We start from the raw sequence: 11,953 nt of genomic DNA on the forward strand, positions 1-11,953 counted from the left end.
AAAAAATCGGGAGTACACATATGACGGTCTGGATAGTGGTGTCAATCCTTGCGGTGGTTTTGAGCCCCCTGGCATGGCTGCGCCCGTCGCGCCATCAGAGTGGGCGCATGGCCCTGCGCATGGAGGCGCGCCGCATGGGCCTGGCGATGCAACTGGCGCCCCAGGCGTGGCCGCACTGGCTCAAGCAGGAGCCGCCGAGCCCGTGCGCGCAATACCACCGGCCACGGCGCGGCAAGGTCCCTGCACTATGGAGTTATTGGCAGCTGGAGCCTGGCGTGTGGGTCAACCAGTGGCAGGAAGCCTGCGTGGACGAGCAATTGCTGGCGCATTTTGCGACGCTGCCGGCCAACGTCTACAAAGTCGAGGCAGACCGGCAAATGATCGCGTTGTGCTGGGGCGAGAAGGGTGAGGTGAGCGACCTGCAGGCCATTGATAGGTTGCTCAAGGCCCTGGCCTGAACGTCGGGCAATAAAAAGCCCGACATCATCATCGGGCGGGGTTGGCCAGGCAGGCCGGTAAAGCTGTGTGTTTCACGCCGGGTATTCACCCAGGCGTTTTGACTATTCTGTAATGGCTGCCGCAAGCCTAGCCGGATATCCGGATCTGTACAGTCTTTTCCTACGCTGTGTTCATTATTGATTTGGTGAATAGTTGAATATTGGCGAAGCGTGGGCCAAGGGTTGGGGTTCTGAAATGACTGGAAAGTCGCGTTTTTCCTAGCGCTTTCGAGCGATTGACAATTGCCCGGAATTGGATGAAGGTGGCGTACCCAAATCAAACGGGCGTATGAATTGAGCGTTTGTCTGTCAGACGTCTCATACAGAATCCCGACTATCGCATTGGCGGGTGTGCCTGGCGCATTGGGGTGAGCATTGACGAAATCATCAATGTCCAACCAGAGGCCAGCGTCCGATGTGTACTGTTCAGCTTCCATATCGTGGAGATCAGTTGATGATTTACGAAGGTAAAGCCATCACGGTTAAGGCTCTTGAAAGTGGCATCGTCGAACTGAAATTCGACCTCAAGGGTGAGTCCGTCAACAAGTTCAACCGTCTAACCCTGAACGAACTGCGTCAGGCCGTAGACGCCATCAAAGCAGATGCTTCGGTCAAGGGCGTGATCGTCTCCAGCGGCAAGGACGTGTTTATCGTCGGCGCCGACATCACCGAATTCGTCGAGAGCTTCAAGCTGCCCGATGCCGAGCTGGTGGCTGGCAACCTCGAAGCCAACAAGATTTTCAGCGATTTCGAAGACCTCAACGTGCCGACCGTTGCCGCGATCAACGGCATCGCGCTGGGCGGCGGCCTGGAAATGTGCCTGGCGGCGGATTTCCGCGTCATGTCGGCCACTGCGAAAATCGGCCTGCCGGAAGTCAAGCTGGGCATCTACCCAGGTTTCGGCGGCACTGTGCGCCTGCCGCGCATCATCGGGGCCGACAACGCCATCGAGTGGATCGCCGCCGGCAAGGAAAACAAAGCTGAAGACGCGCTGAAAGTCGGTGCCGTCGATGCCGTGGTTGCCCCGGACAAACTGGCCGAAGCCGCGCTGAACCTGATCAAGGGCGCCATCAGCGGCGAATTTGATTACAAGGCCAAGCGTCAGCCGAAGCTGGAAAAACTCAAGCTCAACGCCATCGAACAAATGATGGCGTTCGAAACCGCCAAAGGTTTCGTGGCTGGCCAGGCCGGCCCGAACTACCCGGCGCCGGTTGAAGCGATCAAGACCATCCAGAAAGCCGCGAACTTCGGTCGCGACAAAGCCCTGGAAGTGGAAGCGGCAGGTTTCGTCAAACTGGCCAAGACCTCCGCTGCCCGGAGCCTGATCGGCCTGTTCCTGAACGATCAGGAACTGAAGAAAAAGGCCAAGGCCTACGATGAAGTCGCCAAGGATGTGAAACAGGCCGCCGTACTCGGTGCCGGCATCATGGGCGGCGGTATCGCCTATCAGTCGGCGTCCAAAGGCACGCCGATCCTGATGAAAGACATCAACGAACACGGCATCGAGCAAGGCCTGGCGGAAGCGGCCAAGCTGCTGGTGGGTCGGGTTGATAAAGGTCGCATGACCGCGGCGAAAATGGCTGAAGTGCTCAACGGCATTCGTCCTACGCTGTCCTACGGCGATTTCGGCCACGTCGACCTGGTGGTCGAAGCGGTTGTCGAAAACCCGAAGGTCAAGCAAGCGGTACTGGCGGAAGTGGAAGCCCAGGTCAAAGACGACACCATCCTGGCGTCCAACACCTCGACCATTTCCATCACGCTGCTGGCCAAGGCCCTCAAGCGTCCGGAAAACTTCGTCGGCATGCACTTCTTCAACCCGGTACACATGATGCCGCTGGTGGAAGTGATCCGTGGTGAGAAGTCCAGCGAGCTGGCCGTCGCCACCACCGTTGCCTACGCCAAGAAAATGGGCAAGAACCCGATCGTGGTCAACGACTGCCCGGGCTTTTTGGTCAACCGCGTGCTGTTCCCGTACTTCGGCGGTTTCGCCAAGCTGGTCAGCGCCGGTGTGGACTTTGTGCGTATCGACAAGGTCATGGAAAAATTCGGCTGGCCGATGGGCCCGGCGTACCTGATGGACGTGGTCGGCATCGACACCGGCCACCACGGTCGCGACGTGATGGCTGAAGGCTTCCCGGACCGCATGAAAGACGACCGCCGCTCGGCGATCGACGCGCTCTACGAGGCCAAGCGCCTGGGCCAGAAGAACGGCAAGGGCTTCTACGCCTACGAGACCGACAAGAAGGGCAAGCAGAAGAAGGTTGCCGATCCGTCGGTCCACGAAGTGCTCGCGCCGGTCATCTATGAACAGCGTGAGGTGTCCGACGAGGACATCATCAACTGGATGATGATCGCCCTGTGCCTGGAAACCGTGCGTTGCCTGGAAGACGGCATCGTCGAAACCGCCGCCGAAGCCGACATGGGCCTGGTGTACGGTATTGGTTTCCCTCCATTCCGTGGCGGTGCACTGCGTTACATCGACTCGATCGGTGTGGCCGAGTTCGTTGCCCTGGCTGATCAATACGCTGATTTGGGCCCGCTGTACCACCCGACCGCGAAGCTGCGTGAGATGGCCAAGAACGGCCAGAGCTTCTTCGGTTAAGCGTCCCATACACTTGAGCGAGAATATTTATGAGCTTGAATCCAAGAGACGTCGTGATTGTCGACTTCGGTCGCACGCCGATGGGCCGCTCCAAGGGCGGCATGCACCGCAACACCCGCGCCGAAGACATGTCGGCGCACCTGATCAGCAAATTGCTGGAGCGTAACGTCAAGGTCGACCCGAACGAAGTCGAAGACGTGATCTGGGGCTGTGTCAACCAGACCCTGGAGCAGGGCTGGAACATCGCCCGCATGGCCTCCTTGCTGACCCAGATCCCGCACACCGCGGCCGCGCAGACGGTCAGCCGCCTGTGTGGTTCGTCGATGAGCGCACTGCACACGGCCGCCCAGGCGATCATGACCGGCAACGGTGATGTATTCGTGGTCGGTGGCGTGGAGCACATGGGCCACGTCAGCATGATGCACGGTGTCGATCCCAACCCGCACATGTCGCTGCATGCGGCAAAAGCCTCGGGCATGATGGGCCTCACCGCGGAAATGCTCGGCAAAATGCACGGCATTACCCGCGAAGCCCAGGATGCGTTCGGCCTGCGTTCCCACCAACTCGCCCACAAGGCGACCGTGGAAGGCAAGTTCAAGGATGAAATCATCCCGATGAACGGCTACGACGAGAACGGTTTCCTGAAACTGTTCGACTACGACGAAACCATTCGTCCGGATACCACCCTGGAAAGCCTGGCCGCCTTGAAACCGGCGTTCAATCCAAAGGGCGGCACCGTGACAGCCGGCACTTCGTCGCAAATCACCGACGGTGCCTCGTGCATGATCGTGATGTCGGCGCAGCGTGCCAAGGACCTGGGTATCCAGCCGATGGCGGTGATTCGTTCGATGGCCGTAGCGGGTGTGGACCCGGCGATCATGGGCTATGGTCCGGTACCGGCGACACAAAAAGCCTTGAAGCGCGCGGGCCTGACCGTCGCCGATATCGACTTCTTCGAGCTCAACGAAGCCTTCGCCGCACAGGCCCTGCCGGTGCTGAAAGATTTGAAAGTACTCGACAAGATGAACGAGAAGGTTAACCTGCACGGCGGCGCGATCGCCCTGGGCCACCCGTTCGGTTGCTCCGGCGCGCGAATCTCCGGCACTTTGCTCAATGTGATGAAGCAAAATGGCGGCAACCTCGGGGTTGCAACCATGTGCATTGGTCTCGGCCAAGGCATTTCCACCGTCTTCGAACGCCTTTAAGCGTTGCGTTGACGGAAGCCGGGGCCCAGTGCCCCGGTTTTTGTTTTTCGGTAGTTTTATTATTTTTTTTTAACAAATTTTGTAAGGTGGCCAGAGCATGAAAGTCGAACCAGGGCTCTACCAACATTATAAAGGTCCGCAGTACCGCGTTTTTAATGTGGCGCGGCACTCCGAGACCGAAGAAGAAGTGGTGTTCTACCAAGCACTGTATGGCGATTACGGCTTTTGGGTGCGCCCGTTGAGCATGTTCCTCGAGTCCGTCGAAGTTGACGGCGAACAGGTCCCACGCTTTGCTTTGGTGCAGGCCGAACCCAGTCTTTTTTCAGGGCAATAACGGCAGGCTGCGCAGAATGCTGCGCTTGACCTCACCCGGTTGCCACTATATATAGCGTTGCCGCGTCAGGCGCCAACTGCCTTTCACTTCTCGAATTCAGGAATTTTCCGATCCATGGGCAAATCGCTGGTCATTGTGGAATCCCCGGCTAAGGCCAAGACCATCAACAAGTACTTGGGCAACGAGTACGTGGTGAAGTCGAGTATCGGCCATATCCGAGACCTGCCCACCAGCGGTTCGGCTAGCGCCAGCAAGGAGCCTGCCGCCAAGCGCGGCAAGGCGGCTGCGGGCGAAGGTCCGGTGCTCACGCCTAAAGAGAAAGCGCGCAAGCAGCTGGTCTCGCGCATGGGTGTGGACCCGGAACATGGCTGGAAGGCCAAGTACGAAATCCTTCCGGGCAAGGAAAAGGTCATCGAAGAGCTGCGCCGGCTCGCCAAAGATGCCGACACCATCTATCTCGCAACGGACTTGGACCGCGAAGGGGAAGCCATTGCCTGGCACCTGCGGGAAGCCATCGGCGGTGATGACAGCCGCTACAAGCGTGTGGTGTTCAACGAAATCACCAAGAAAGCCATCCAGGAAGCCTTCTCCAAGCCGGGCGAACTGGATATCGACCGCGTCAACGCCCAGCAGGCCCGTCGTTTCCTCGACCGTGTCGTGGGTTACATGGTCTCGCCACTGCTGTGGGCCAAGATTGCCCGTGGCCTGTCCGCTGGCCGTGTGCAATCGGTCGCGGTCAAGCTGGTGGTGGAGCGTGAGCGCGAGATTCGTGCGTTCAACCCTGAAGAATACTGGGAAGTCCACGCCGACCTCGGCACCGCCAAGGGCGCCAACGTGCGCTTTGAAGTGGCCCGTGAAAAAGGCGAGGCCTTCAAGCCGCTGAACGAAGCCCAGGCCATGGCCGCGCTGGAGAAGCTCAAGTCTTCCAGCTACAGCATCGTCAAGCGCGAAGACAAACCGACCAGCAGCAAGCCGTCGGCGCCGTTCATCACGTCCACCCTGCAACAGGCCGCGAGTAACCGCCTGGGCTTCGGCGTGAAGAAAACCATGATGATGGCCCAGCGTCTGTACGAAGCCGGCTACATCACCTATATGCGTACCGACTCCACCAACCTGTCGCAAGACGCGGTGGCGATGGCGCGCACGTATATTGAAAGCGAGTTCGGCAAGAAGTACCTGCCGGAGAAGCCGAACGTCTACAGCAGCAAAGAAGGCGCCCAGGAAGCTCACGAAGCGATTCGTCCTTCCGACGCCAACACCGAGCCGAGCAAGCTGAGCGGCATGGAACGTGACGCTGAGCGCCTCTATGAGCTGATCTGGCGCCAGTTCCTGGCCTGCCAGATGCTGCCGGCGCAATACCTGTCCACCACCGTCAGCGTGGGCGCAGGCGACTTTGAGCTGCGTGCCAAGGGCCGTATCCTCAAGTTCGACGGCTACACCCGCGTGATGCCGCAAATCGCCAAGCCAGGCGACGACGACGTACTGCCGGACATGGCCCAGGGCGACACGTTGAAGCTGATCAAGCTCGACCCGTCCCAGCACTTCACCAAGCCACCGGCGCGTTATTCGGAAGCCAGCCTGGTGAAAGAGATGGAGAAACGCGGTATCGGTCGTCCTTCGACCTATGCGGCGATCATCTCCACGATCCAGGACCGTGGCTACGTGGCGCTGCACAACCGGCGTTTCTATTCGGAAAAAATGGGCGACATCGTTACCGAGCGTCTGTCCGAGAGTTTCTCCAACCTGATGGACTACGGCTTCACCGCCGGCATGGAAGAGAACCTCGATGACGTGGCCCAGGGCGAGCGCGACTGGAAGAGCGTGCTCGACGAGTTCTACGGCGACTTCAAGAAAAAACTCGAAGTGGCCGAAAGCCCGGACAGCGGCATGCGTGCCAACCAGCCGGTGATGACCGACATCCCGTGCCTGACCTGCGGCCGGCCGATGCAGATTCGTACCGCGTCCACCGGCGTGTTCCTCGGTTGCTCGGGCTACAGCCTGCCGCCGAAAGAGCGCTGCAAGGCCACCGTCAACCTGGTGCCAGGCGATGAAATCGCCGCCGACGACGAGGGTGAATCCGAATCGCTGGTGCTGCGTGGCAAGCACCGTTGCCCGATCTGCAGCACGGCGATGGATGCCTACCTGTTGGACGAGAAGCACAAGTTGCACATCTGCGGTAACAACCCGGATTGCGACGGCTACGAGATCGAAGAGGGCAGCTACCGCATCAAAGGCTACGAAGGCCCGAGCCTGGAATGCGACAAGTGCGGCAGCGAGATGCAACTCAAGACCGGCCGTTTCGGCAAGTTCTTCGGTTGCACCAACCCGACGTGCAAGAACACCCGCAAACTGCTGAAAAGCGGTGACGCGGCGCCGCCGAAGATGGACCCGGTGAAGATGCCCGAACTCAAGTGCGAGAAGGTCAACGACACCTATATCCTGCGTGATGGCGCTTCGGGGCTGTTCCTGGCTGCCAGCCAGTTCCCGAAAAACCGCGAGACCCGTGCGCCGCTGGTGCTCGAGATCGTGCCGCACAAGGATGAGATCGATCCGAAGTACCACTTCCTGTGCGAAGCGCCGAAGAAGGACCCGGACGGTCGCCCGGCCGTGATCCGCTACAGCCGCAAGACCAAGGAACAGTACGTGCAGTCCGAAGTGGACGGTAAGCCGACCGGTTGGAAGGCGTTCTACGACGGCGGCAAGTGGAAGGTCGAGGACAAGCGCCAGGGCGCTTGATCGGTTAATCTGATAACGCTAAAAGCCGTCTGCATAGACGGCTTTTGCTTGCTGTAGGAGCGAGCTTGCTCGCGAAGGTCGCTAACGATTACGCGAAAAACCTGATGCCCCACGGCGCTCCCAGGTTTTTCGCGAGCAAGCTCGCTCCTACATACCAGCATTACGCCTATTCGTTGTGGAGATTGCCGTCATGGCCAACGAACTCTATACCCGTACCAACCAGAAAATTTACTTCGCGGGTTTATCCCTGGAAGCCCTTGGCCGTGCCGAGGAAGGGAAGGAGATGAACGCCATCGCGCTGGTCCAGGCGGGGCGTGAGGCGGCCCTGTTCCACCTGTACGGCGCCTTGCTGGGGCTGTGTCATGAAATCGCCGGGTTCTACCGTTTGCCCCAGGCCGGTTCGCCGCGTGCGGAAATGATCATGAATCGCGAAGTACTGGACGCCATGGCGATCCCTGAACTCGCCGAACTGGTGGAAATGGCGCAAAGCCCCGACAGTTGGGTGGCACGCCTGCTCAAAGCGCATGCCGATATGTTTCAGCCGCCACGTGTTCCCCATGTGCCCAAGGGCGATGTGACCCAGCCGTTGATCGTGGCGCTGTCGCTGGAAGAGGATGAGCCGAAGCCGTTGAGCCGCGAAGAGCTTGAAGGCTGGCGCCAGGAGCTGAAAAACATGGCGCTGCGGTTTCGTGAAGGTTTGAACGAGTGCTGAGACACGCTCGTTGAGCCGGTGATCATTGCGAGCTGACAGCCAAGGCACCTGCGCAGATGGGTGCCAATCAAAATTGTGGCAGTGGGCTTGCTCTCACTAAGCACCATTCATCCAGCCGTAAAGAAACCTCGCCAGATCCACTGCGAGGCCCGGCAGATGACTGATATAATCCCGGCCTTTCGTGGAGAACAGACTTTTATGCCAACGTCCTTTCTGGAAATTGTTGAATTGCCTGACGGCCGAATCGAGCTGCGCCGGGCTGAGGACGAGGGTTCTCTGGTTATCTTGGACTTTTCCGAAGACGCCAAGGCGTTCCTGCAAGGCCAGCACGTGGAAGTGGCAAAAGCCATGTTGAGCGTTGGCGTACAGATGGCGGGCCGCCTGGCGGAAGGCGAACCGGAGAAAGAAGACGGTCCACGGGTTCTGCACTGAGTGTGGCGTGGGAGCTTGCTCCCGCTGGGGCGCTAAGCGGCCCTGAACATGCGATTGCTGCACCGTCCAATGGGAGCAAGCTCCCTTGCCACAGGGCTAGCCTGCGGCACCTCGAATTACCCCAAACGAATATTCAAGCTCTGCGCATCGCCGGTACGCGCAGCGCTGATCAACTGTTGCTTGGCGTTGGCATTCAGCGGGTTCAACCAGCTCACCACTGTATGGCTGCGGCCCAGGCGCAGGGCTTCGCAGGTCAACTGCTGGGCACTTTGCGCGCCGCGTGGTTGCAGCAACAGGATGCGCTCGCGGTTGAGACCGGCGTCCCGCAGCCAAGCTTGGGTCAGGCTGGCGGGTGGGGCGATCAGCGTCAACCAGCGTGCATCCTGTTCCTCGCTCAGTTCGCGCAGGATCGGCGCCAGCAGGCTCAGGCAGCTCCCGGCCGCACCGCGCAACGACAGTTCACTGAACGCCTCAGGCTCGGCGCACCAGGGCGCCTCGACCGTTTCCTTGAGGATGGGCGCAAGGGGTTGGGCCATGAAGGCCTCGAACAGCGACAGTTGTGTGTGTTGTGGGGTGTGCACGAGCTGCATGATGCCTCCTTTAGCGGCGAATGACGCCGACGCTCAGGCCTTCGATCACCAGGTCCTGGTCTTTCAGGTTGACTTCGATCGGGGCGAACTCAGGGTTCTCGGCCAGGAGCCAGACCTTGCTGCCTTCGCGCTTGAAGCGTTTGACGGTGACTTCATCGCCGATGCGGGCGACGACGATCTGGCCGTTACGGGCTTCACGAGTGGTGTGGACAGCCAGCAGGTCACCGTCGAAAATGCCCACGTCCTTCATGCTCATGCCATGCACCCGCAACAGGTAGTCGGCGCGAGGATGGAAGAAGGTCGGGTTGATGTTGCAGGATTCCTCGACGTGCTGTTGCGCCAGGATCGGCGCGCCGGCAGCGACGCGGCCTATGATCGGCAGGGTCGATTCGTCGGCCTTGGCTTCGAAACCGGGAATGCGAATGCCCCGCGAAGCGCCCGGGGTCATCTCGATCGCGCCTTTGCGAGCGAGGGCCTTGAGGTGTTCTTCGGCGGCGTTGGGGGATTTGAACCCCAGTTCCAGCGCAATTTCCGCGCGCGTCGGCGGGTAGCCGTTGTCGTCGAGGCAGCGCTTGATAAAAGCCAGAATCTCAGCTTGGCGTGGCGTCAGTTTTAGCATGTTGATCGCTCTGTCTTTTTATACAGTGACTGGGATTATATACAGTGGACTGCGCTTGGCAATCATCCTTTTTTGCGCGTCCGCTGGACGGTCATTCGTCAGCCCTCCTACAACGCAAAGACAGCGCTGCCTACAGAGTTGAAAGGATGTGATTAAATAGCGTTCAAATAGATGACTGCCTGGCCGGAAAGCGAACCCACAGGCTTGACAAGACACAAGCTGAAACGTATGTTTCAAACAAGTGTTTGTCAGGCGGAGTAGCCATGGCCCAGTCGGAAACCGTTGAACGCATTCTCGATGCTGCCGAGCAATTGTTCGCGGAAAAAGGATTTGCTGAAACCTCATTGCGGCTGATCACCAGCAAGGCCGGGGTCAACCTCGCCGCCGTGAACTACCATTTCGGCTCGAAAAAAGCCCTGATCCAGGCGGTGTTCTCGCGTTTCCTGGGGCCGTTCTGCGCCAGTCTCGACCGTGAGCTCGAACGCCGCCAGGCCAAGGCCGACCATAAGCCAAGCCTGGAAGAACTGCTGGAAATCCTCGTTGAGCAAGCGCTGGTGGTGCAGCCACGCAGCGGCAACGACCTGTCGATCTTCATGCGCCTGTTGGGCCTGGCGTTCAGCCAGAGCCAGGGCCACCTGCGCCGCTACCTGGAAGACATGTACGGCAAGGTGTTCCGCCGCTATATGTTGCTGGTCAACGAAGCCGCCCCGCGCATCCCGCCGATCGAATTGTTCTGGCGCGTACACTTCATGCTCGGCGCGGCGGCATTCAGCATGTCCGGGATCAAGGCCTTGCGGGCGATTGCCGAGACCGACTTTGGCGTCAACACCTCCATCGAGCAGGTGATGCGCCTGATGGTGCCGTTCCTCGCTGCCGGCATGCGCGCCGAAACCGGCGTGACCGACCAGACCATGGCCGCCGCGCAATTGCGTCCGCGCAGCAAATCGACGCCAGTCCCCGCGAAGGTTTGACCGCCCCGGGTGTGCGCGGCCGCCAGCATCCGCTAAGCTAGCCGCCCATGCCGAATTCAGCTATTTACTCGCAACCCATTGTTCTTGCCGCGCCCGCCGCGCCGCGAGGGCAATGGGTTGTGTGCGTTATTTAAGGAAGGTTTATGACTGCTGCCCTGCAAGGTTCTTTGATGGTCGACGTTGCCGGCACCTGGCTGACGGCCGAGGATCGCCACCTGTTGCGCCAGCCTGAGGTGGGCGGCCTGATCATTTTTGCGCGCAATATCGAGCATCCGCGCCAGGTGCGGGAATTGAGCGCGGCGATTCGTGCCGTGCGCCCGGACCTGCTGCTGGCGGTCGACCAGGAGGGCGGTCGCGTGCAGCGCCTGCGCCAGGGTTTTGTGCGCCTGCCGGCCATGCGCGCGCTGGCGGATCACCCTAACGCCGAATACCTCGCCGAACAGTGTGGCTGGATCATGGCCACTGAAGTCCTGGCCGTCGGCCTGGACCTGAGTTTCGCCCCCGTGCTGGACCTGGACTACCAGCGCAGCGCCGTGGTCGGCAGCCGTTCCTTCGAGGGCAACCCGGAGCGCGCCGCGGTGCTTGCCGGGGCGTTTATCCGTGGCATGAACAGCGCCGGCATGGCCGCCACCGGCAAGCACTTCCCGGGGCACGGGTGGGCTGAGGCCGATTCCCACGTTGCGATTCCCAATGACGAACGCAGCCTGGAACAGATTCGCGCCAATGACCTGGTACCTTTCGCACGCCTGAGCCGGCAATTGGCTGCGGTGATGCCAGCCCACGTCATTTACCCGCAAGTCGACGCCCAGCCGGCCGGTTTCTCGCGCCGCTGGTTGCAGGACATCCTGCGCGGCGAATTGCAATTTGACGGGGTGATTTTCAGCGACGACCTGTCCATGGCTGGTGCCCACGTGGTTGGGGATGCGGCCAGCCGAATTGAAGCCGCACTGACGGCGGGGTGCGACATGGGCCTGGTGTGCAACGATCGGGCGGCTGCCGAACTGGCGCTGAGCGCGGCCCAGCGGATGAAGGTCACGCCATCGGCGCGGATCGCACGGATGCGTGGGCAGGCGGTTGCGTCGACGGAGTATAAGCAAGACCCGCGTTGGCTGGTGGCGCTCGGCGCGTTGCGGGATGCGCAGTTGATCGATTGAAACGGCGGCGCGCCTATCGCGGGCAAGCCCGCTCCTACACTTGATTGCGTACATTCTGTCGAAGTGCGGTCGAATGTGGCGGCGCGCTGGCCCGCGAGGGC

The 11,953-nt window shown here is 60.3% G+C and carries 11 protein-coding genes; 9 read left to right on the top strand and 2 right to left on the bottom strand.

Annotation, left to right across the window (positions count from 1 at the left end; all coding sequences use genetic code 11):
* The first annotated feature begins 20 nt into the window (after positions 1–20).
* The 7 genes from C8K66_RS04375 to C8K66_RS04410 all read left to right on the top strand — a co-directional run bounded on the left by C8K66_RS04375 (position 21) and on the right by C8K66_RS04410 (position 8,518).
* Positions 21–458, top strand: a complete 438-nt coding sequence (locus C8K66_RS04375; protein WP_108524359.1) for a hypothetical protein — start codon at positions 21–23, stop codon at positions 456–458.
* Positions 459–951: 493 nt separating this feature from the next.
* Positions 952–3,099 (top strand): fatty acid oxidation complex subunit alpha FadB, encoded by a 2,148-nt coding sequence (fadB, locus tag C8K66_RS04380; protein ID WP_017848773.1) that lies wholly within the window; start codon positions 952–954, stop codon positions 3,097–3,099.
* A gap of 29 nt (positions 3,100–3,128) precedes the next feature.
* Entirely contained in the window at positions 3,129–4,304 is a 1,176-nt protein-coding gene (fadA, locus tag C8K66_RS04385) for an acetyl-CoA C-acyltransferase FadA (protein WP_026140242.1), read from the top strand.
* Positions 4,305–4,401: 97 nt separating this feature from the next.
* Positions 4,402–4,638, top strand: coding sequence for a DUF1653 domain-containing protein (locus C8K66_RS04390; RefSeq protein ID WP_010563748.1), 237 nt, complete (start codon positions 4,402–4,404; stop codon positions 4,636–4,638).
* A 114-nt stretch (positions 4,639–4,752) separates the two neighbouring features.
* A complete protein-coding gene (topA, locus tag C8K66_RS04395) occupies positions 4,753–7,374 on the top strand; it encodes a type I DNA topoisomerase (protein ID WP_046384322.1) in 2,622 nt (873 codons plus the stop codon).
* Positions 7,375–7,564: 190 nt separating this feature from the next.
* Complete coding sequence (locus C8K66_RS04405; RefSeq protein WP_017848776.1) at positions 7,565–8,086, top strand: DUF6586 family protein; 522 nt, start codon at positions 7,565–7,567, stop codon at positions 8,084–8,086.
* Between the two features lie 198 nt (positions 8,087–8,284).
* Positions 8,285–8,518: a hypothetical protein gene (locus C8K66_RS04410; protein WP_017254451.1), complete on the top strand. Its 234-nt coding sequence runs from the start codon at positions 8,285–8,287 to the stop codon at positions 8,516–8,518.
* A gap of 116 nt (positions 8,519–8,634) precedes the next feature.
* Here the strand turns inward: C8K66_RS04410 and sulA are convergent, their stop codons facing one another.
* Positions 8,635–9,108: an SOS-induced cell division inhibitor SulA gene (gene sulA, locus C8K66_RS04415; protein ID WP_017848777.1), complete on the bottom strand. Its 474-nt coding sequence runs from the start codon at positions 9,106–9,108 to the stop codon at positions 8,635–8,637.
* Positions 9,109–9,118: 10 nt separating this feature from the next.
* Positions 9,119–9,727: a transcriptional repressor LexA gene (gene lexA, locus C8K66_RS04420; protein WP_003172575.1), complete on the bottom strand. Its 609-nt coding sequence runs from the start codon at positions 9,725–9,727 to the stop codon at positions 9,119–9,121.
* Positions 9,728–9,990: 263 nt separating this feature from the next.
* On the opposite strand from lexA, the gene C8K66_RS04425 reads away from it, so the two are divergent.
* Together C8K66_RS04425 and nagZ are read left to right on the top strand one after the other, a co-directional pair.
* Entirely contained in the window at positions 9,991–10,698 is a 708-nt protein-coding gene (locus tag C8K66_RS04425; protein WP_017848778.1) for a TetR/AcrR family transcriptional regulator, read from the top strand.
* Between the two features lie 143 nt (positions 10,699–10,841).
* Complete coding sequence (gene nagZ / locus C8K66_RS04430; protein ID WP_046384320.1) at positions 10,842–11,852, top strand: beta-N-acetylhexosaminidase; 1,011 nt, start codon at positions 10,842–10,844, stop codon at positions 11,850–11,852.
* Positions 11,853–11,953 lie beyond the last annotated feature (101 nt).

This window comes from Pseudomonas sp. GV105, from assembly GCF_003058185.1.
GTDB lineage: Bacteria > Pseudomonadota > Gammaproteobacteria > Pseudomonadales > Pseudomonadaceae > Aquipseudomonas > Aquipseudomonas veronii.